General features: G+C 74.1%; 2 protein-coding genes. Both read left to right on the forward strand.

The window, feature by feature from the left end; genetic code table 11:
• Positions 1–7 precede the first annotated feature (7 nt).
• Positions 8–20,056, forward strand: a complete 20,049-nt coding sequence (locus tag H4696_RS07290; protein ID WP_192782131.1) for a non-ribosomal peptide synthase/polyketide synthase — start codon at positions 8–10, stop codon at positions 20,054–20,056.
• Positions 20,053–24,033 carry an amino acid adenylation domain-containing protein gene (locus H4696_RS07295; RefSeq protein WP_086856793.1) on the forward strand — a complete coding sequence of 1,327 codons (3,981 nt, stop codon included), beginning with the start codon at positions 20,053–20,055 and terminating at the stop codon, positions 24,031–24,033. The genes H4696_RS07290 and H4696_RS07295 overlap by 4 nt, the downstream gene beginning before the upstream one ends.
• The last annotated feature ends 8 nt before the right edge of the window (positions 24,034–24,041 follow it).

Here is a 24,041-nt window from a genome sequence, read left to right on the forward strand (position 1 = left end):
GCCGGCAGTGAACGAACTGGAGCTGATCACCGTGAACCACGACGCCCGGCAGCTGCTGGCGGCCTGGAACGACACCACCACCGACGTCCCGGAGGCGGGCCGCACGCTCACCCGGCTGCTCGCCGAGCAAGCGGCCCGCACCCCGGACGCGACGGCGCTGGTGTTCGAGGGCGAATCCCTCACCTACCGCGAACTCCACGAGCGAGCCGGCCGGCTCGCGAACCTCCTCGTCGAGCGGGGCGTGGGCCCCGGCGTCCTCACCGGCGTCTGCGCCGACCGCTCCCTTGAGCTGGTGATCGCCCTGCTGGGGGTGCTCAAGGCCGGCGGCGCCTACGTCCCGCTCGACCCGGACTACCCGGCCGACCGCCTCGCCTACATGGTCGCCGACAGCGCCGCGCCGGTCGTGCTCACCCAGACCCACCACGAAGACCTCTTCGACGCCGAAACCATCCTCCTCGACGCCGTCGACCTCACCGCCTACCCGGCCACCGCGCCGGAACCGGCGACGTCCACAAAGGACCTTGCCTACGCCATCTACACCTCGGGCTCGACCGGCCGCCCCAAGGGCGTGCTGGTGCCCCACGAAGGCATCGTCAACCGGCTCGCCTGGACCCAGGCCGAGTACGGCCTCACCGCGGGGGACCGTGTGCTGCAGAAGACTCCGTCCAGCTTCGACGTCTCCGTCTGGGAGTTCTTCTGGCCGCTGCTGACCGGCGCCACGCTCGTCGTCGCGCGCCCCGGCGGGCACCGCGATCCCGCTTACCTGGCCGGGCTCATCCGCGCCGAGCGGATCACGACCGTCCACTTCGTCCCGTCGATGCTGCAGGCCTTCCTCCTCGATCCCGCGGCCGCGACCTGCACCGGCCTGCGCCGCGTGCTCTGCAGCGGGGAAGCACTGCCCGCCGAGCTGCAGGCCCGGTTCTTCGCCACCCTGCCCGGCGTCGAGCTGCACAACCTGTACGGCCCCACCGAAGCCTCCGTCGACGTCACTTACTGGGCTTGCGATCCCGGGCAGCCGTCCGTCCCCATCGGACGTCCGGTGTGGAACACCCGCACCTACGTCCTCGACGCCCGGCTGGAGCCGGTGGCGCCCGGGGAAGCGGGCGAGCTGTACCTCGCCGGCATCCAGCTGGCCCGCGGCTACCACGGCCGCCCGGGGCTCACGTCCGAGCGGTTCGTGGCCAGCCCGTTCGAGCCGGGGGAGCGGCTGTACCGCACCGGCGACCTGGCCCGCTGGGACGAAACCGGGGCGCTGCACTACCTCGGCCGCACGGACCACCAGGTCAAGATCCGCGGCCTGCGCGTCGAGCTGGGCGAGATCGAGGCCGTCCTCGACCGCCAGCCCGGTGTCGGCGGCTCGTGCGTGCTGGCCCGCGAAGACCGCGCGGGCGACCAGCGCCTGGTCGGCTACCTCGTGCCGGACGGGACCCCGGACCTCGGCACCCTGCGTGCGGCCTTGGCGGAGAACCTGCCGGAGTACATGGTCCCGGCCGCGTTCGTCGTGCTCGACGAGCTGCCGCTGACCCCGAGCGGCAAGCTCGACCGCAAGGCCCTGCCCGCCCCCGACTGGGCGGCCGCCCGCACCGGCCGCGCCCCGCGCACCCCGCGGGAAGCCGCGCTCTGCAACCTGTTCTCCGAGATCCTCGGCGTCGACGGCGTCGGCATCGACGACGGCTTCCTCACCCTCGGCGGCCACTCCCTCCTCGCGGCGAAGCTCGTCTCCGGCATCCGCGCCACCCTCGGTCTCGAAGCCGCGATCGGCGACGTCTTCCGCGCGCCGACCCCGGCCGGGCTGGCCGAACTCCTCGAAGGCGCCGCCCCGGCCCGCGTGCCGCTGGCCCCGCGGCGACGCCCGGACCCGATGCCGCTCTCGTTCGCCCAGCGGCGGCTGTGGTTCCTCGACCAGGCCGACACCTGGAACGCGAGCTACCACGTCCCGCAGGCCGTCCGCCTGACCGGCCCGGTCGACGCCGAGGTCCTGCGGCTGGCCGTCGGCGACGTCGTCGCCCGCCACGAAGCCCTCCGGACGATCTTCACCCGCGACGGCGACGAGCCGGTGCAGCACATCCTTCCCGGCGGGGAAGTTCCCTGGATCGTCGAGGAGTCCACAGAGGACAGCTTGAGCCGGGACCTGACCGCCGCTACCGAGGCCGGTTTCGACCTCGCCCGCGAGCTGCCGATCCGCGCCGCGTTGTTCACCCTGCCCGGCGACGCCGCCGTGCTGCTGCTCGTCGTGCACCACATCGCCTGCGACGGCTGGTCGATGGCGCCGCTGCTGCGCCAGGTCGGCGAGGCCTACGCGGCTCGCCTCGCCGGAGATGTTCCACAGTGGACGCCGTTGCCGGTCCAGTACGCGGACTACACGCTGTGGCAACGTGAGCTGCCGGTCGACCGCGACCTCGCGTACTGGCGCGACGCGCTGGCCGGCGTGCCCGAGGAGCTGCCGCTGCCCACCGACCGGCCTCGTCCGGCGGTCGCGAGCCACCGCGGCGGCGTCGTCGCCATGGACGTGCCCGCCGAGATCCACCGGAAGCTGACGGCGCTGGCCACGGAGTCGGGTGCGACGCTGTTCATGGTGCTGCAGGCCGCGTTCGCCGCGCTGCTCACCCGGCTCGGCGCCGGTGAAGACGTCCCGGTCGGTTCGCCGGTCGCGGGTCGTACCGATGCCGCCCTCGACGACCTCGTCGGGTTCTTCGTCAACACCGTCGTCCTGCGCACCGCCACCGGCGGCGACCCCACGTTCCGCGAACTGCTGGACCGGGCCCGCGAGACGTGCCTGGCCGCGTTCGAGCACTCCGAGGTGCCGTTCGAGCGGGTGGTCGAGGAACTGAACCCGGCCCGCTCGCTCGGGCGCCACCCGCTGTTCCAGGTCCTGCTGGTGCTGCAGAACAACCTCGCCGCCGAACTGGCCATCGACGGCGTCCGCGCCACCGGCGAGCGCGTTGACATCGGCTACGCCAAGTTCGACCTGGCCGCGATCTTCGAGGAACGCGACGGCGAACTGACCGGCCTCCTGGAGTACGCGAGCGACCTGTTCGACCGCGAGACCGCCGCCGCGCTGGCCGGGCGCCTGCTGCGCGTCCTGGCCGCCGTCGCCGACGACCCAGACACCCGGCTCGGCGACTTCGACCTCCTCGACGCGGCGGAGCTGGCCCAGGCGACGACGGGCGGCATGCTCACGCCGGCCGCACCGGCCGGCACGCTGCACGAGGTCATCGAGGGCCACGCCCGCCACACACCGGACGCGACCGCGCTGCTGTTCGACGACCAGACCGTCACCTACGCCGAGCTGGACGCCCGCGCCAACGGCGTCGCCGCGCTCCTGACCGGCGTCCCGGCCGGGCGGATCGTCGCGATCTGCCTCGACCGCGGGCCGGACCTGGTCGCCGCCATCCTCGGCGTGCTGAAGGCCGGCTGCGGGTACACGCTGCTGGACCCGTCGTTCCCCGCCGAGCGGCGGCAGCTGCTGGCCGAGCAGGTCGACGCGCCCTTCGTGCTCGACGACCTGTCCGGCGTGCGGCCGACGACGACCGCGCCGGGCCGCGCGGTGTCCCCGGCGGGGCCCGCCTGCGTCATGTTCACCTCCGGGTCCACCGGCACTCCGAAGGGCGTCGTCGCCTCGCACGAAGCGGTCGCCACCACCATCCTGGGCCAGGGCTACGGCGGCGACGTCTGGCTGCAGACCGCGCCGGTCTCCTGGGACGCCTTCGCGTTCGAGCTGTTCGGCGCGCTGCTCACCGGCGCGGCCTGCGTCCTGCAGCCGGGACCGAAGCCCGAGCCCGCGCTCATCGCCGAGCTGGTCGCGCGCCACGGCGTCACGACGGCGTTCTTCTCCGCCAGCCTGCTCAACTTCCTCCTCGACGAGTACCCCGGCGTGTTCGAGCACGTCCGCGAGGTCTACACCGGCGGGGAAGCGGCGTCGGTCGCGCACCTCACGCGGGCGGTCGGGACCTTCCCGGACGTGGCCTTCACGAACGGCTACGGCCCGGTCGAGAACATGATCTTCGTGACCTCCCGCCGCATCACGAGCGCCGACCTCACCGGCGCGCCGATCCCGATCGGGGTGCCGCTGCACGGCAAGCGCGCGTACGTGCTGGACGAGCGGCTGCGGCCGGTCGCGCCCGGTGTCGTCGGCGAGCTGTACGCGGCCGGCGGCGGGATCGCCGACGGCTACGCGGGCCGCCCGGACCTCACCGCCGTCCGCTTCATCGCGAACCCGTTCGAAGCGGGGGAGCGGATGTACCGCACCGGTGACCTGGTGCGCCGCCGCGCCGACGGCGTGCTGGAGTACGTGGGGCGCGCCGACGACCAGGTCAAGATCCGCGGGTTCCGCGTCGAGCCGGGCGAGATCCGGACCGCGCTGGGCACGCACCCGGCCGTCACCGAGTCCGCCGTCGTCGTCCGCGAAGACCGGCCGGGACAGAAGCTCCTGGTCGGCTACGTGGTCGGCGAGCCCGCCGACTTCCGCGCGTACCTGGCCGAGCGGCTGCCGGAGCACCTCGTGCCCTCGGCGTTCGTGCTGCTCGACGCCCTGCCGCTGACGGCCAACGGCAAGCTCGACCGCCGCGCGCTGCCCGCGCCGGAGCGCACGAGCACGAGCCGCGCGCCGCGCACCCCGCGGGAAGAAGTCCTCCGTGGACTCTTCGCCGACGTGCTCGGCGTGGCCGAGGTCGGCGTCGACGACGGGTTCTTCGCGCTCGGCGGGCATTCCCTGCTCGCGGCCCGGCTGGTCGCGCGGATCGGCGCGGTGCTCGGCGCCCGGATCGGGGTGGCGGACGTCTTCCGCGCGCCGACCGTCGCCGCCCTCGCCGCGATCCTCGACAGCGCGCGGGAGGCCCGCCCGGCCGTCGTCGCCCGGCCGCGACCGGCGGTCCTGCCGCTGTCGTCGGCCCAGCGCAGCCTGTGGTTCGTCGAGCAGCTCGACCAGGCCGGGGCGACCTACAACGTCCCCCGCGCGCTGCGGCTGACCGGCCCGCTCGACGTGGCCGCGCTGCGCCAGGCGTTCGCCGACGTCGTCGAGCGCCACGAGGCCCTGCGGACGGTGTTCCCGGACACCGACGGCGTGCCGCGCCAGGAGATCCGCCCGCTGACCGGGCTGCCGTGGACCGAAGACGCGGTGGACGTCGCCGAGTTCGCCGCACGCGAATTCGACCTCGCCACCGACCTCCCGATCCGCGCGGCCCTGCGGCGCGAGGGCGACGACCACGTCCTGGTCGTCGTCACCCACCACATCGCGAGCGACGGCTGGTCGTTCGCCCCGCTGCTGCGCGACCTCTCCACCGCCTACGCCGCCCGCGTCGCCGGTGAAAGTCCGAAGTGGACACCGCTGCCGGTGCAGTACGCGGACTACGCGTTGTGGCAACAGGAATCGCCCGGCGACTCCCTGGAGTACTGGGCCGAGACGCTCGCCGGGCTGCCGGACGAGATCAACCTGCCCTTCGACCACCCGCGCCCGCCGGTCGCGACGCACCGGGGCGCCACCCTGCCGGTGACCCTCGGCGCGGACCTGCACGCCCGGCTGCTGGAGCTGGCCCGCGGCGAGCACGCGACGCTGTTCATGGTGCTGCAGGCCGGGTTCGCCGCGCTGCTGTCCCGCCTCGGCGCCGGGGACGACGTCGCGATCGGCACGCCGTCGGCGGGCCGCCCGGACGCCGCGCTCGACGACCTTGTCGGGTTCTTCGTCCACACGCTCGTGCTGCGGACCGACCTCGGTGGCGACCCGAGCTTCACCGAGCTGGTGCACCGGGTCCGCGAGCGCGCGCTGACCGCGTTCGACCACGCCGACGTCCCGTTCGAGCGGATCGTCGAACGGCTCAACCCGGCCCGCTCGACCGCGCGGCACCCGCTGTTCCAGGTCATGCTGGCGCTGCAGAACAACGTGGCGGCCAACCTGGCCCTGCCCGGCGTGACCGCGGCCGACGTGCCGGTCGCCACGGCGACCGCGAAGTTCGACCTCACCCTGAACCTGGAGGAGAACACCGGCGCCGACGGCACCCCGGCCGGCATCGGCGGGTACCTGGAGTACGCGACCGACCTCCTGGAGCCCGGCACCGCGGCCGACCTCGCCGACCGGTTCGTCCGCCTGCTGACCGCGGCCGTCGCGGACCCCGCCGCCCCGCTGTCCACAGTGGACCTCCTGGCCCCGGCGGAAGCGGCGGCGATCGACGCGGCCAACGCCGCGACGGCGATCCCGGTCCCGGACACCTCCGTGATCGAGTTGTTCGAAGCTCAAGCCGCCCGCACGCCGGACGCGCCCGCGCTGGAGTTCGGGACCACGACACTGACTTACGCCGAGCTGAACGCCCGCGCCAACCAGCTCGCCCGGCACCTCGCCGGGCGCGGCGCCGGACCCGAGCGGTACGTCGCCCTCTCGCTGCCCCGCGACGAGCAGCTGATCATCGCCATGCTCGCGGTGCTCAAGACCGGCGCCGGCTACCTGGCGCTCGACCTGGACTACCCGGCCGACCGCATCGCGATGATGCTCGAGGACGCCGACCCGGCCCTCGTGCTGACCCGCGAGGAACTCGTCTACGCCGGGGAAGCCGTGAACCTCGAGCACACCGCGTCGCCGGACAGCCCGGCGTACGTGATCTTCACGTCCGGCTCGACCGGCCGCCCCAAGGGTGTCGTCGTCCCGCGCCGCCCGCTGCTGAACTTCCTCCTGGACATGGTGGACCGGTTCGGCATCACCGCGGACGACCGGCTGCTGGCCGTCACCACGGTCGGCTTCGACATCGCCGGCCTGGAGATGTTCGCGCCGCTGCTGGCCGGGGCGACCGTCGTCCTCGCCAGCCGCGACGACGTCCGCGACAGCCGGGCCCTGGCCGCCCTCGCCGAGGACGCCACGCTGCTCCAGGCGACGCCCAGCCTGTTCCACGCGCTGCTGGCCGAGCCCGCCGACCTCTCCGGCGTGCACGTCCTGGTCGGCGGCGAAGCCCTGCCCGACGACCTCGCGGCCGCGCTGCGGGCCCGGGCCGCGTCGGTGACCAACATGTACGGCCCGACCGAGACGACGATCTGGTCGACCACCGCCCGCGTCGGCGAGGGCGCGCCGACCATCGGCACGCCGATCGCCAACACGCGGGTGTACGTGCTGGACCGGGCGCTGCGGCCGGTGCCGCCGGGCGTCCCGGGCGAGCTGTACCTCGCCGGTGACGGCGTCGTGCGCGGCTACCTCGGCCGGCCCGACCTGACCGCCGACCGGTTCGTCGCCAACCCCTTCGCCGTCGGCGAGCGGATGTACCGCACCGGCGACCTGGTCGCCCGCCGCCGCGACGGCGAGCTCCGGTTCCTCGGCCGCGTCGACCACCAGGTCAAGATCCGCGGCTTCCGGATCGAGCTGGGCGAGATCGAGGCCGTGCTGGCCGCGCACCCGGCGGTCGCGCTGCGCGCCGTCGTCGTCCGCGAAGACCGGCCCGGCGACAAGCGCCTGGTCGCCTACGTCGTGCCCGCGTCGCCGGTCGAGACCGAAGACCTGCGCCGCCACCTGGCCGCCGCGTTGCCGGGGTACATGGTGCCCTCGGCGTTCGTGCTGCTCGACGAGCTGCCCCGGACGCCGAACGGCAAGCTCGATCGCAAGGCGCTGCCCGCGCCCGCCGTCGAGACCGGCGCGGGCCGGGTCCCGCGGACCGCGACCGAGCACGCGCTGTGCGAACTGTTCGGCGAGGTCCTCGGCGTCCCCGAGGTGGGCATCGACGACGGCTTCTTCGACCTGGGCGGGCACTCGCTGCTCGCCACCCGGCTGGCCGGGCGGATCCGCGCGGTGCTCGGCCTCGACGTCACCGTGCGGGCGCTGTTCGCGAACCCGACCGTGGCGGGGCTGGCCGAAAGCCTCGGCGAGGCGGTCGTCGCCCGGCCGGCCGTGACGCGGCGGGAGCGCCCGGACCGGCTGCCGCTGGCGCCCGGCCAGGAGCGGCTGTGGTTCCTGGCGCGGATGGACTGTGAGGACACGGCCTACCACATGCCGATCGCGCTGCGGCTTCGCGGCGACGTCAACCCCGGCGCGCTGGCCGCGGCACTGTCCGATGTGGCCGGTCGCCACGAAGCCTTGCGCACGTACTACGCCGAGGACGAATCCGGCCCCTACCAGGTCATCCTGGACTCCTTCGAGGTCCCGTTCGAGGTGGCGACGGGCTCGGTCGCCGAAGCCGCGAGGACCCCGTTCGACCTGGCCGCCGCGCCGCCGGTGCGGTCGTGGCTGTTCGGCGAGGGCGACGACCACGTCCTGCTCGTGCTGACCCACCACATCGCCGGCGACGGCTGGTCGATCCCGGTGCTGCTCGGCGACCTCGCCGAGGCGTACGCCGCCCGGCTCGGCGGCCACGCTCCGGAGTGGACGCCGCTGCCGGTGCAGTACGCGGACTACACGCTGTGGCAACGGGAACTCGACACCGACCTCGCCTACTGGACGGGCGCCCTCGCCGGGCTGCCGGAGGAGCTGGCGCTGCCGTACGACCGCGTCCGGCCCGCCACCGCCGACCACACCGGCGGGTCCGCGGCGGTCACGATCCCGGCCGGGCTGCACGCCCGGCTCCTGGAGCTGGCGGCCGGGCAGCGCGCGACGCTGTTCATGGTGCTGCAGGCCGCGCTCGCGACGCTGCTGGCGCGGTTCGGCGCCGGCGACGACATCCCGATCGGCACCCCGGTCGCCGGGCGCCCCGACCCGGTCCTCGACGACCTCGTCGGGTTCTTCGTCAACACCGTGGTCCTGCGCACGGACCTCAGCGGCGCGCCGGCGTTCACCGAGCTGGTGGCCCGCGTCCGCGAGGCCGACCTGAGCGCGTTCGAGCACGACGACGTCCCGTTCGAGCGGCTGGTCGAAGAGCTGAACCCGGCGCGCTCGGCGGCGCGGCACCCGCTGTTCCAGGTGATGCTGGTGCTGCAGCAGGACACCCCGGTCGTCGCACTGTCCGGAGTGGACACCGAGCCGTACGAGGTGGCCCGCGCGGTCGCCAAGTTCGACCTCACCGCCGCCCTGGAGGAACGCCCCGACGCCGGTGGGATCACCGGTGCCTTCGAGTACGCGACCGCGTTGTTCGACGCCGCCACCGCCGAGCGGCTGGCGAGCGCGTTCGTCCGGCTGCTGGAGCAGATCGCCGACGCGCCCACGACGTCCATCGCGGACTTCGAGGTGCTCACGACCGCCGAGCGCGAACTCGTGTCGGACGCTGGGAACGCGGCGCGGGTGAGCGACGCGCCCGTGGACTGCCTGCACACGATCGTCGAGCGGCAGGATCCCGGCGCCGTCGCGATACTGTTCGAGGGCGAGTCGCTGACCTACGGCGAGCTGAACGCCCGCGCCAACCAGGTCGCCCACCACCTCCTCGACGACGGCGTCCGGCGCGGCGAGGTGGTCGGGGTCCTGCTGGAGCGCGGCCTCGACTTCGCCGTCGCGGTGCTCGGCGTGCTCAAGTCCGGGGCCGCCTACACCCTCCTGGACCCGAGCTACCCGGCCGAGCGCCTGGCCGCGGTCACCGCGCAGGCCGGCGTCAAGCGCGTGCTGACCGCCCTGCCGAGCCACCCGGACACGGCGAACCCGGACGTCGAGCTGACCCCGGCGGACCTGGCCTGCGTCATGTTCACCTCCGGCTCGACCGGCGTCCCCAAGGGCGTCGCGACTTCGCACCGCGGGGTCGTCGCGACGATGGGCCAGGGCTACGCCACCTTCGACGCCGGCCAGGTGTGGCTGCAGTGCGCGCCGGTGTCGTGGGACGGCTTCGCGCTCCAGCTGTTCGGCGCGCTGCTCTACGGCGGCCGCACGGTTCTGCAGCCGGGCCAGAACCCGGAGCCGGAGCGGATCGCGGCGCTCGTCGCCGAACACGGCGTCACCGTGCTGCACGCCTCGGCGAGCCTGTTCAACTACCTGCTGGACCAGGAGCCGCAGGTCTTCACCGTGCTTCGGCGCGCGATGACCGGCGGCGAGCCGGCGTCGGTCGAGCACGTCACGAAGGCGCTGCGCGAGTACCCGGACGTCGAGCTGATCAACGGCTACGGCCCCGCGGAAAGCATGGGCTACACGACGTTCCACCCGATCACCGAGGCCGACCTGACCGGCACGGCAATCCCGATCGGGCGGCCCGTCGCGAGCAAGCGCGCGTACGTCCTCGACGCGCACCTGGCACTGGCCGCGCCCGGCGTCACGGGTGAGCTGTACCTCGGCGGCCACGGCCTGGCCGACGGCTACCGCGGCCTGCCCGGCGCGACGGCGGAGCGGTTCGTGGCGTCGCCGTTCGTGCCGGGGGAGCGGATGTACCGCACCGGTGACCTGGTGCGCTGGCGTGCCGACGGCGTCCTCGAGTACGTCGGCCGCGCCGACGACCAGGTCAAGGTCCGCGGCTTCCGCGTCGAACCCGGCGAGGTCCGGGCGGTGCTCGCTCGCCACGACGGCGTCGAGCAGGCCGCGGTCGTCGTCCGCGACGGGCGCCTGATCGGGTACGTCGTCGGCGATGCCGAACCGGCCGCGCTGCGGGCGTACCTGGCCGAGCGGCTGCCCGACTACCTGGTGCCGTCGGCGATCGTGCCGCTGGCCGAGCTGCCCCGGACGGCGAACGGCAAGCTCGACCGCCGCGCGCTGCCCGCCCCCGACTTCGCGGCGGCGTCCCGGCGCCGGCCGCGGACCGTCACCGAGAACGTCCTGTGCGGACTGTTCGCCGAGGTGCTGGGCCTGGCCGAAGTCGGCCTGGACGACGGGTTCTTCGACCTGGGCGGGCACTCGCTGCTGGCCGCCCGGCTGATCGGCCGCGTCCGCGCGGTGCTCGGCGTCGAGCTGGGCATCCGCGACCTGTTCCGCACCCCGGCCGTCGCCGGGCTGGCCGAGGTCCTCGGCGACGCGGCTCCGGCCCGGCCGCCGGTGACGCGGCGCGAGCGGCCCGAGCGGCTGCCGCTGTCGTTCGCGCAGCAGCGGCTGTGGTTCGTCGACCAGGCCGAGGAGCCCAATGCGGGCTACGACGTCCCGCGTGCCCTGCGCTTGCGCGGCACCCTCGACGTGGCCGCCCTGCGGGCGGCGCTGGCCGACGTCGTCGAGCGGCACGAGTCGCTGAGGACGGTGTTCCCGTCTCACGAAGGCGAGCCGTGGCAGGAGATCCTGACCGCGCCTTCGGTTCCGTGGGACTTCGCGGAGTCCACTGAGGACTCATTGCCGGACGTTCTCGCCGAAGCGGCGGCGCACGTGTTCGACCTGCGTACCGAGCTGCCGATCCGGGCGCACCTGGTCTCGGTCGCGCCTGACGACCACGTGCTGCTGCTGGTGCTGCACCACATCGCGTCCGACGGCTGGTCGGCCGCGCCGCTGTGGCGTGACCTGGCCACCGCCTACGCGGCCCGCGTCGACGGCGAGGCGCCCGGCTGGGCGCCGCTGCCGGTGCAGTACGCGGACTACACGCTGTGGCAGCGCGAAGTCCTCGGCGACGACGAGATCGCCGGTCAGCTGGCGTTCTGGCGCGACACCCTCGCCGGGGCGCCGGAGGAACTGGCCCTGCCCGCCGACCGGGTCCGCCCGGCCGTGGCGAGCCACCGCGGCGGCTCGGTGGACTTCACACTCGGCCCGGACGTCCACAAGGGACTGGCCGAGCTGGCCCGCCGCGGCGGCGCGACGCTGTTCATGGCGCTGCAAGCCGGGTTCGCGGCGCTGCTGTCACGGCTCGGCGCGGGTGACGACGTCCCGCTCGGCACCGCGGTCGCCGGCCGTGGCGACACCGCGCTGGACGACCTCGCCGGGTTCTTCGTCAACACCCTGGTCCTGCGCACCGACGTCGCCGGGCAGCCGACGTTCCGGCAGCTCCTGGCGCGCGTCCGCGACGCCGGCCTGGCCGCGCTCGCGCACGCCGACGTCCCGTTCGAGCGGGTCGTCGAAGAGCTGAACCCGGCCCGGTCGGCGGCGCGGCACCCGTTGTTCCAGGTGATGCTGGTGCTGCAGAACAACGCCACCGCGCGGCTGAGCCTGCCCGGGCTGGCCACCGAGGGCGTCGCGGTCCGCCGGGACGTCGCCAAGTTCGACCTGACGGCGGGCATCGAGGAGAACCACGCGGCCGACGGCAGCCCGGCCGGGCTGACCGGGCAGCTGGAGTACGCGGCCGATCTGTTCGACGCGGCTACCGCGGCCGCCATCGCGGAGCGGTTCGCGCGGTTCCTCACCGCCGCCGTCACCACGCCGGACGTCCCCGTGACCGACCTCGACCTGCTCACCGGCGAGGAGCGCGCCGCGCTGCTGGCCCAGGGCACGACCGAGGTCACCGCGCCCGCGCTGCGGCTGCACGAACTGGTGGAGCGGCAGGCGGCCTGGGCACCGGACGCGACCGCGCTGGTCTTCGAAGGTGCGTCGCTGACCTACCGGCAGCTCGACACCGAGGCCAACCGGCTCGCCCGGCACCTGGTCGCCGAGGGCGTCCGGCCGGGGGACCTGGTCGGGGTCCACATCGGACGATCGCCGCGGCTGGCCGTCGCTTTGCTCGCCGTGCTCAAGGCCGGCGCCGCCTACACCGTGCTGGACACGGACTTCCCGGCCGAACGGCTGACCGGCGCCCTGCGGCGGACCTCGGCCGCGCTCGTCCTCACCGACGGCCGCGCGTTGCCGTGGCGCCGGATCGACGTCGTCGAAGACGCGGCCGCGATCGCCGTCCGCGACGGCGGCGTGCTCGGCCTGCCCGGGAGCCCGGACGACCTCGCCGTCGTCATGTTCACCTCCGGTTCGACGGGCGTGCCCAAGGCGGTCGCGGCCCCGCACCGCGCCGTCGTGGGCACGCTGACCGGCCAGGACTACGCCGGGTTCGGCCCGGACGACGTCTGGCTGCAGTGCGCGCCGGTGTCGTGGGACGCGTTCGGCACGCAGCTGCTCGGCCCGCTGCTGGCCGGCGGCACGGTCGTGCTCCAGCCCGGCCAGCGCCCCGAGCCCGCGCTGATCGAGGAGCTGGTCCTGGCGCACGGCGTCACGGTCCTGGACGTCTCGGCGAGCCTGTTCAACTTCCTCGTCGACGAGCACCCGGCGGTGTTCGGGACGGTCCGCCGCGCGATGACCGGCGGTGAGGCGGCGTCGCCCGCGCACCTGGCGAAGGTGCTGCGGGAGTACCCGCACGTGGCGGTCGTCAACGGCTACGGCCCGGCCGAGACCATGGGGTTCAGCACCTTCCACGCCGTCACGGCGGCCGACGGCCCGGTGCCGATCGGGCGGCCGCTGACCGGCAAGCACGCCTACGTCCTCGACGCCCGGCTGCGGCCGGTGCCCGCCGGCGTTGTCGGCGAGCTGTACCTGGCCGGCGTCGGCACCGCCCACGGCTACCTCGGGCAGCCCGGCGCGACGGCCGAGCGGTTCGTGGCGTCGCCGTTCCGGGCGGGGGAGCGGATGTACCGCACCGGCGACCTCGCCCGGTGGACCGGCGACGGCGTGCTGGCGTACGCCGGCCGCGCGGACGACCAGGTCAAGATCCGCGGCTTCCGCGTCGAGCCCGGCGAAGTGCAGGCCGTGCTGGCCGCGCACGAGGGGGTCACGCAGGCGGCGGTCGTGGTCCGGGATGGGGTGCTGGTCGCCTACGTCGTGGGCACCGCCGACCCGGCCGTGATCTCGGAGTTCGCCGCCGCGCGGCTGCCGGAGTACCTGGTGCCGTCGGTGATCGTGCCGCTCGCCGAGCTGCCGCGGACCGCCAACGGCAAGCTGGACCGGGCCGCGCTGCCCGCGCCGCAGCGTGCCGTCACCGGGCACGTGGCGCCGCGGAACTCCGTGGAGGCCGCGCTCGCCGCGATCTGGGCGGACGTCCTCGGCGTGCCGGAACCGGGGGTGGCGGACAACTTCTTCGCCCTCGGCGGGCACTCGCTGCTGGCGGCCAAGGTGACCGGCCGGATGCGCACGGAGTTCGGCGTCCGGCTGGGCGTGCGGGCGCTGTTCGAAGCGCCCACGATCGCGGCGCTGGCCCGGCTGGTACCGGAGGCGTCCACTGTGGACTTCGAGCCGATCCCGGTGCGGGCGCCGGGTACCCGGACGCCGCTTTCGCCGGTGCAGCGGGGATTGTGGTTCGCCGAACGGCTCGCCCCGGGCTCGGCGGAGTACCTCGTCCCGCTGGCCCTGCGGATCGGCGGCGGCCTCGACGTCGAGGCGCTGACGGGTGCGTTGTCCGCGCTGGTGGCGCGGCACGAGGTGCTGCGCAGCCGGTTCGTGGAGCTGGACGGCGAGCCCGTGCAGGTCGTGGACCCGGTCCGCCCGGTGCCGCTGCCGGTCACGGACGTGGCCGACGTCGAGGCGTTCGTGCGGTCGCAAGTGGACACCCCGCTCGATCTCGAGCACGGTCCGGTCTTCCGCGCCGCGCTCGGCCGGGTGTCCGACACCGACCACGTGCTCGTCCTGCTCCTGCACCACATCGTCGCAGACGGGTGGTCGATGGGCGTCCTGGCCGCCGAGCTGCGTGACCACTACGCCGGGATCCGGCCCACGGCCCTGCCGGTGCAGTTCGGTGACGTCGCCGCCTGGCAGGCCGCCGCGTCCGACGAAGCCGGGCTTGCCTTCTGGCAGCAGGCACTCGACGGCATGCCGCACGTCGCCGAGCTGCCCGCCGACCGGCCGCGTCCGCTCACCCGCGACATCGCCGGCGCCAAGGTCCCGGTGCACGTCCCGGCGCCGGTGGTGAGCCGGCTGGCGGCGCTCGGAGCCGAGCACGGCGCGAGCCTGTTCATGACCGTCCTGGCCGCCTTCGAGGTCCTGATCAGCCGGCACACCGCCATGCGGGACTTCGCGATCGGCACCCCGGTGTCGGGCCGCAGCCACCCGCAGACCGAGCCGCTCATCGGGCACTTCGTCAACACCGTGCCGCTGCGCGCGGACCTGACCGGCGACCCGGCGTTCACCGAACTCCTGCAACGGGTCCGCACGAGCACGCTGGCTGCGTTCGACCACGACGACGTCCCGTTCGACCGGATCGTCGAGCTGCTGCGCCCGCAGCGCGACCTCACCCGCACCCCGCTGGTGCAGATCGTGTTCGCCCTGCAGAACAACGAAGAGGCGGGCTGGGCGCTGCCCGGACTGGCCGTCGAGAAGCTCGCCGTCGACACCGGGGTGAGCAAGTTCGACCTCGAACTCGCGCTCGCCCAGGACGCCGGCGGCGCCCTGACCGGCATCTTCGAGTACCCGACCGCGCTGTTCGACGCCACCACGATCGAGCGGCTGGCCGGCCACTTCACGACGCTCCTGCGGCGGATCGCCGACGCGCCGGGCACCCCGGTCGGCGAGCTGGACCTGCTGAGCGAGGCCGAACGGGACCACCTCGTGCACGGCGTCAACGACACGGACGTCGCCTACGACGAGTCCGTCTGCCTGCACCACCTGATCAGCGAGCAGGCGGCGCGGACCCCGGAGGCGACCGCGGTCGAATACCTCGACGAGAGCATCGGCTACGCCGAGCTGGAACGCCGGGCCGGCATCCTCGCCGCGCGGCTGGCCGCGCACGGGGTCGGCCCGGACGTACCGGTGGGCTTGCGGATGGACCGCTCGATCGACCTGATCGTCGGCCTGGTCGCGATCCTCAAGGCGGGCGGCGCGTTCGTCCCGATCGAGACCGACGCGCCCGAACCGCGGGTGCTCGGCATCCTCGGCGACGCGCATTCCCCGGTCTGCCTGATCAACGAAGGCGCACCGGCCCCGGAAAACGCGGACGTCGTGTTCCTCGAAGTGTCCGGTTTGGACGGTGAGGCCCCGGAGCTGCCGGACACCACGCACCCGGACAACCTGGTGTCGATCTACTACACCTCGGGTTCCACTGGAAAACCGAAGGGCGTCGCCAGCACCCACCGCGGCTGGGTCAACCGGCTGCGCTGGCACCAGGACACCTACCAGCTCCAGCCGGGCGAAGCTGTCCTGCAGAAGACGACGCTGGTGTTCGACGACGCCGCCGTCGAATGCCTGTGGCCGCTCATCGTCGGCGGCCGCGTCGCGCTGATCCCGCCGGGCCTGCACCGCGACCCGGCCGCGATCCTGGCCGGCGCCATCAAGCACCGGGTCGTCAACCTGCAGTTCGTGCCGAGCATGCTGACGCTGTTCCTGGAGCAGCTGACCCCGGCCGACCGCGCCGCGCTCAAGCCGCTGCGCAACGTCATCACCAGCGGCGAGGCGCTCCAGCCGGAACTGCTGAAGCTGTTCTTCGACCGCTTGGGCGAGCACGCGATCCTGCACAACCAATGGGGCGCCACCGAAGTCTCGATCGACTCGACCATGCGCGAGTGCCTCCGGTCCGATGTGGACGGCGCGGGCTCGGTGAGCGTCGGCTCGCCGATCGCCAACAACCGGATCCACGTCCTCGACGAGCACCTGCGGCCGGTCCCGGTCGGCGTCCCCGGTGACCTGTTCATCGGCGGCGTCGGCCTGGCCCGCGGCTACCTCGGCGACCCGGCCAAGACGGCGTCGGCGTTCCTCGCGAGCCCGTTCGTGCCCGGTGACCGGCTCTACCGCACCGGGGACCGCGGCCTGCGCACCCCCGACGGCGCGCTGACCTTCCTCGGCCGCCAGGACTCGCAGGTCAAGATCCGCGGCATCCGCGTCGAGCCCGGCGAGGTCGAGCAGGTCCTCCTGGAACTGCCCGGCGTCCGCGAAGCCGCGGTCACGGTGTGGCAGCCGGTGCCGGGGGACAAGCGGCTCGCCGGGTACGTCACCCCGCAGGCCGGCGTCACGCTGACCGAGGGCGGGATCCGCGAGCAGCTGCGCGAGCGGCTGCCCGTCTACCTCGTGCCGACGGCGCTGAGCGTGCTGCCCGAGTTCCCGACCACCACGAGCGGCAAGATCGACCGCAAGGCGCTGCCCGCGCCGGCCGCGGCCGGCGCCGAATACCGCGCCCCGGAGGGTCCGGTGGCGGAACTGGTGGCGTCGGTGCTGGGGACCGTCCTCGGCGTCGAGCGCGTGGGTGCCGACGACAACTTCTTCGACCTGGGCGGGCACTCCCTGCTGGGCGTGCGGGTGGTCGCCGAGCTGCGCAAGCGGCTCTCGGCGGACATCCCGATCCGGCTGATCTTCGACTCGCCCACCGTCGCGGAACTCGCCGACGCCGTCGCCCGCGCCACGAAGCGCGAGTTCGAGGCCATCCCGAAGCGGCCGGACGGCCCGGCGCCCCTGGCCGGGGTGCAGGTCGGCATGTGGCTGGCCGACCGGATGGCGCCGTCCAGCGCCGAGTACCTGGTGCCCAACGCGGTCCGGCTGCGCGGGCCGCTGGACGTCGACGCGCTCGCCGCGGCCCTGACCAAGCTGGTGGCGCGGCACGAGATCCTGCGGACCCGGTTCGTCGAGATCGACGGCGAGCCGAAGCAGGTCGTCGACCCCGCCGGGCCGGTGCCGCTGCCGGTCACCGAAATCGACGAGATCGAGCCGTTCCTGGCGGTGCGGGGCATCGACCTCGCCACCGGCCCGGTGTTCGCCGCGGCGCTCGGCCGGCTCGCCGGAGACGACCACGTCCTGGTCCTCTCGGCGCACCACATCGTCCTGGACGGCTGGTCCGAGGGCATCCTCGCCGAGGAACTGCGCGACCTCTACGCCGGCGCCGACCTGCCGCCGTTGCCGGTGCAGTACGCCGACGTCGCGGCCTGGTCCCAGCCCAGCGAAGCGGACGTCGAGTTCTGGCGGGCGCAGCTCGCCGGCGTGCCGCAGGTGGTGCAGCTGCCGACGGACCGCCCTCGGCCGCCGGTACGGGATCCGCGTGGCGCGCGGTACGAGTTCACCGTGCCCGCGGAGCTGGCCGCGCGGCTCGGCGAGGTCGGCGCGGAAGCCCGCGCCAGCCTGTTCATGACGCTGCTGGCCGGGTTCCAGGTGCTCGTCTCGCGGCACACCGGGCTGCGGGAGTTCGCGATCGGCAGCCCGGTCGCCGGCCGGGACCACCCGGACACCGAGCGGCTGATCGGCCAGTTCGTCAACACGCTCGCCCTGCGCGCGGACCTGACCGGCTCGCCCGGCTTCACCGAACTCCTCGGCCGGGTGCGCGAGACGGCGCTGAACTCCTTCAGCCATCAGGAAGTCCCGATCGACCGGGTCGTCGCCGAGCTGCGGCCCGACCGCGACCCGAGCCGGAACCCCCTGGTGCAGCTGATGTTCGCGCTGCAGACGGTGTCCGCGGGCGGCTGGGAGTTAGCCGGGCTCGACTGCGAGCCCCTCGGTGTCGAGACCGGCGCGGCCAAGTTCGACCTCGCCATGGTGCTGCGCGAGCAGGCCTCCGGCGAAGTGGGTGGGGTTCTCGAGTACCCGGTGGCGTTGTTCGACGAGGGCACGGTCGCCGCGTTCGCGCAGCGGTACCTGCGCCTGCTGGCCGGGTTCGCCGCCGACCCGGCGCGTCCGGTCGACCGCGTCCCGATGCTCGACGCGGCCGAGGTCACCGCGGCCGAAGCCGGCGCGCCGGGCGGGACGTTCGCCGGGCTGGTCGAAGCGCAGGTGCGGCGGACCCCGGACGCCCCGGCCGTCGTGGCCGGGCCGGACTCGCTCACCTACGCCGAGCTGGACGCGGCGGCCAACCGCGTGGCCAGGGTGCTGCAGAGCCGTGGCGCCGCCCCGGAAACGGTGGTCGCGCTGCTCCTGCCGCGCTCGGCCGACCTGGTCGTGGCGCAGCTCGCGGTGGTCAAGACCGGGGCGGCGTTCCTGCCGATCGACCCGGGCTACCCGGAAGAGCGCATCCAGTACATGATCGACGACGCCGACCCGGTGCTCACGCTGCGCGAGCTGCCGGAGTCCACAATGGACGACGGGCCGCTGGACGTCGAAGTGCGGCCGGAGAACGCGGCGTACGTGATCTACACGTCGGGTTCGACCGGGCGGCCGAAGGGGGTCGTCGTCAGCCACGCCGGCCTGGGCACGCTGGTGGCCAACACCGTCGCCGCCTACCGGGTCGGCCCCGGCGACCGCGTGCTGCAGTACGTCTCGCCGAGCTTCGACGCGTCGATCCTCGAGCTGTGCGCGTCCTTGATGACCGGCGCGGCCCTGGTGGTCACCCCGCCCGGCCCGCTCCTGGGCGACCAGTTGCGGGACGTCCTCGCCGAGGGCCGCGTGACGCACGCGCTCATCCCGCCCGCGGCACTGGCCACCGTCGAGGACCCGGACCTGCCGGACTTCCGGACGGTCGTGGTCGGCGGCGACGTCTGCCCGCCCGACCTGGTCGAAAAGTGGGCGCCGGGCCGGCGGATGCTCAACATGTACGGCCCGACCGAAGCCACCGTCGTCTCCACGGTCGGCGAGCCCCTGGTGCCGGGGGACGCGGTCACCATCGGCCGCGCGCTGCGGTACACGAGCGCGTACGTCCTGGACGACCGGCTCCAGCCGGTGCCGCCGGGCGTGGCGGGCGAGCTGTACGTCGCGAGCCCGGGCCTCGCCCGCGGCTACCTCGGGCGGCCGGGCCTCACCGCGAGCCGGTTCGTGGCGAACCCGGCGGGCGGGCGGATGTACCGCACCGGCGACCTCGTCCGGCGGACCCGCGCCGGGGAGCTGGAGTTCCTGGGCCGGACCGACGACCAGGTCAAGATCCGCGGCTTCCGCATCGAACTCGGCGAAGTCGAGTCGGCGCTGCGGGCGCACCCGGCGCTCACGGCGGCGGTCGTGCTCGCGAAGCCCGATCCCGCCGGCCAGAAACGCCTGGTCGCCTACGTCGCCGGCGACGTGACGGCGGCGGACCTGCGGACGTTCCTCGGGCAGCGGCTGCCGGAACACCTGGTGCCGAGCGCGTTCGTCGTGCTCGACGCGCTGCCGGTCAACGCCAGCGGCAAGCTCGACCGGGCCGCGCTGCCCGAACCGGCCGAGGAGACGGCGGACTACGTCGCTCCCCGCAGTCCCGAGGAGCAGCTGATCGCCGACATCTGGGGCGAGGTGCTCGGCGTGCCCCGCGTCGGGCTCGGCGACGACTTCTTCGCTCTCGGCGGGCATTCCGTGCTCGCCGCCAAGGTCCGGATGCGGCTGCAGGCCGCGTTCGGGGTGGACCTCTCCCTGCCCGTGCTGTTCCAGACCACCACGGTCGCCGCGCTCGCCGCCGTGGTCCACACCGAGATCGAGGCCGAGCTCGCCGGCATGTCCGAGCAGGAGCTCCTCGACTCCCTCACCGAGGAGGCCAGCGCATGACCACGTTCGACATCCGCCCCGGCGCGGACGCCGACGCCGAGCGCGCCGCGCGGCTGCGGGCCGCGGTGCTCGCGAAGCGGTTGCGCGGCCGGGCCGCCACGCCGGCCCGGGCGTTCGGCCGGGCCGATCGCGGCGCCCCGCTGCCGCTGTCGGCCGGGCAGCAGCGGCTGTGGTTCCTGGACCGGCTCGACCCGGACAGCGCCGAGTACGCCGTGCCGCTCCTGCTCCGGCTGGAAGGCGCCCTCGACGTCGAGGCGCTCCGGCGGTCGCTCGACGCCTTGGTGGCGCGGCACGAGATCCTGCGCACGACCTACACCGCGGAGGACAACCGGCCGCGCCAGGTGATCGGGGCGCCGGCCCCGGTCGACCTCCCGGTGGTCGAAGGCGACCTGGACGCGGTGCTGACCGACTACGTCAGCCGTCCCTTCGACCTGGCCACCGGCCCGGTGTTCCGGGCGCTGCTGGTCCGCGAGGCGCCCGAGCGGCACGTCCTGGCGCTGAACGTGCACCACATCGCCTGCGACGGCTGGTCCCTGCCGATCCTGATGGACGACCTGCGCAAGCTCTACACCGGCACCGAGCTGCCCCGGGTCGAACTGTCCTATGCGGACTTCGCCGTCTGGGAACAGTCCCGGGTGGACGCCCACACGGCCGACCTCGCGTACTGGAAGGAGCGGCTCGCCGGGCTGGAAACCCTGGAGCTGCCCGCGGATCGCCCGCGGCCGGCCCAGCGCGACCACCACGGCGCCTCGGTCCGCTTCACCATCCCCGCGGCCGCCGCCGAAGCGGTACTGAATCAGGGAAAGCAGACGGGCGCGACGCCGTTCGTGACGCTGCTCGCCGCCGCGTACGTCGTGCTCGGGCGGCACACCGGGCGCGAGGACATCGCCGTCGGCACCCCGGTCGCCGGGCGCGGCCGGGCCGAGCTGGAGCACATGGTCGGGTTCTTCGTGAACACCGTCGTCGCCCGCGGCGACCTCTCCGGCGACCCGGACTTCGCCGCCCTCGCCGACCGCGTCCGGGTGGCCCGGCTGGCCGACCAGGCGCACGAGGACCTGCCGTTCGAGCGGCTGGTCAAGGAGCTGGCGCCGGAGCGCGACCTCGCGCACACCCCGGTCGTCCAGGTCATGTTCGCCGTCTACGACTCCTCGACCGGTTCGCCGGACCTGGGCGGGCTGAAGGTGTCGCCGGTGGACCTCCCGTCGACGACGGCGAAGTTCGACCTGATGATCTCCTTCGTCCGCCAGGCGGACGGGTCCGTGGCGGGCGTGCTGGAGTACGCGACCGCGCTGTTCGACGAGGTCCGGATGGTGCGGATGGGCGAGCACTTCGTCCGGCTGTTCACGGAGCTGGCCGCCCGCCCCGGCGCCCGGCTGTCCGAAGTGGACATCCTCGGCGCGGACGAGCGCGAGCTGCTGCTCCGGACGTGGAACGACACCGCCGAGCCCTACCTGCGCGGGACCGTGCACGGCCGGATCGCCGCGCAGGCCGCGTCCACTCCGGACGCGATCGCCGTCCGGTGTGGACGGATCGAGCTGACCTACGCCGAGCTGGAGGACCGCGCCACCCGGCTGGCCCAGCGGCTGCGCGCCCACGGCGTCGGCGTCGAGACCCCGGTCGGCGTGCTCTGCGAACGCGGCCCGCTGCTCCTGCCGGTCCTGCTGGCCATCCTCAAGACCGGCGGCCACTACATCCCGCTCGACCCGGCCTACCCGCAGGACCGCAAGGAGTACATGCTCCGCCAGGCCGGCGCCCGCGTCCTCGTCACCACCCGCCGGTACGCCGGCACGGACCTCGGCGACGTCGTCGTGCTGGCCGACGAGCCGGTCGCCGACGACCCGGTGCCGTGGCGGGACCCGGTCGTCGACCCGGAGAACCTGGCCTACGTCATCTACACCTCCGGCTCGACCGGCCGCCCGAAGGGCGTGATGATCAGCCACCGCGGGGTGCTGCACTACCTGGACTGGTGCCGCCAGGCCTACCGCGCCGACGAGGGCGACGGCGCCCCGGTGCACTCGTCGCTGGCCTTCGACCTCACCGTCACCGGGCTGTTCCTGCCGCTGCTGTGCGGCACGACGGTGACACTGGTGCCGGAGGACGAGCACCCGGTGGCGGGCCTCGCGGACGTGCTTTCGAGCGGGCGCAAGTTCAGCTTCGTCAAGCTCACCCCGGCCCACCTCGAACCGCTGCGCCGCTGCCTCGCGCCGGAAGCGGCCGGAGCCGCCGCGCACCTGGTCGTCGGCGGCGAGCAGCTCACCGCGGAAGCACTGGAGTTCTGGCGGGAGAACGCTCCCGAAGTCGGGGTGGCCAACGAGTACGGCCACACCGAGACGTCGGTGGCGAACGTGATCAACCTGCTGCCCGCCGCCGAGTGCGTGACCACGCCGATCTCGGTCGGGCGCCCGATCTGGAACACCGAGGTCTACCTCCTCGACGAGCACCTGCGGCCGGTCCCGGTCGGCGTCACCGGCGAGCTGTACGCCGGTGGTGCCGGAGTCGCCCGCGGCTTCGCCGGCAACCCCGGCCTGACCGCGGCCAAGTACGTGGCCAACCCGTTCGGCCCCGGCCGCCTCTACCGCAGCGGCGACCTGGCCCGCTACTTGCCGGACGGGCGCCTGGAGTTCGTCGGCCGCACCGACCACCAGGTCAAGGTGCGCGGCTACCGGATCGAGCTGGGCGAGATCGAGGCCGCGCTGGTCGGCGGCCCCGGCGTCACGGAGGCGGTCACGGTGGTCCGCGACGGCGCCCTCGCCGGGTACGTCGCACCATCCACTGTGGACGCCGACGCGCTGCGGGCGCACCTGTCCGAGCGGCTGCCGGAGTACATGGTCCCGGCGACACTGACCACTTTAGACACCCTGCCGCTGACGTCGAACGGCAAGATCGACCGGGTCGCCCTGCCCGCACCGGACGCGGCGCCGGTCTCGACGTCCGGCGTGCTCCCGCGCGACGAACTCGAGATGGCCCTCGCCAAGCTGTGGGAGGACCTGCTGGGCCGCCGCGTCGGCGTCACGGACGGCTTCTTCGACGTCGGTGGCCACTCGCTGCTGGCCGTCGTGCTGGTCGACCGGATCAAGGCCGAGCTGGGCGCGACCGTCGGCCTGGCCGAGGTGTTCCGCGCCCCGACGATCCGGGCGCTGGCCGACCTCATCCGCGCCGGGGACCACGGCGGGGGACTGGTCGTGCCCCTCTCGCCCGGCCGCGCCGGCGTCGCGCCGCTGTTCCTGCTGCCGCCGACCGCCGGGAGCCCGTTCCCGTACCTGCAGCTCGTGGCCGAACTGGACCCGGCGCTGCCGGTGTTCGGCTTGCAGGCGCCCGGTTTCGCGCCCGGTGAGGACCCGGTACACACCATCGAGGAGCTGGCCGCGGCCTTCGTCGCCGACCTCCTGCCGGTGGTGGGGGACCGGCCGATCCGCCTCGCGGGCTGGTCGCAGGGCGGCTCGGTGGCGTTCGAAATGGCCGCCCAGCTGGAAAAAGCGGGCCGGGCCGTCGAGCACCTGTGCGTCATCGACGCGACCGTCCTCGGCGTCGACGACTACGGCAACCCCCTGCCGGAGGTCGACACCAGCGATCCCCTGGCGTGGTTCGGCGAGGCCGTGCTGAAGCTGGCGCCGGGCGCCGTCGACACCCTGGACGAGATGCTCGCCGAGGCCCGGGACCGCGGGATGGTCTCCGAAGTCGCGGGCAACGCGGTCGTCGAGCAGATGGCGCGGGTCTACCTCGCGGGCAAGGACGCCGTCGAGGCCTACCGCTGCCGGGCGGTCGTCGACACCGGGATCCACCTCATCACCTCCACCGGCACCCACCCGGTGAAGGGCCGCCCGGAGGTGCGGCCGGAGAGCTGGCGCGCCCGCACGCGCGGCGAGCTCACGGTGACGCCGGTTTCGGGCCACCACTGGGACATGGTCGAGCCGCCGCACGTGGCGGAGCTGGCCCGGGCCGTGCTGGCCGGGCTCGCCGTGACCGCCGACGAGTGAAGGAGAAC

Source organism: Amycolatopsis lexingtonensis (assembly GCF_014873755.1).
GTDB classification, from domain to species: Bacteria; Actinomycetota; Actinomycetes; order Mycobacteriales; family Pseudonocardiaceae; genus Amycolatopsis; species Amycolatopsis lexingtonensis.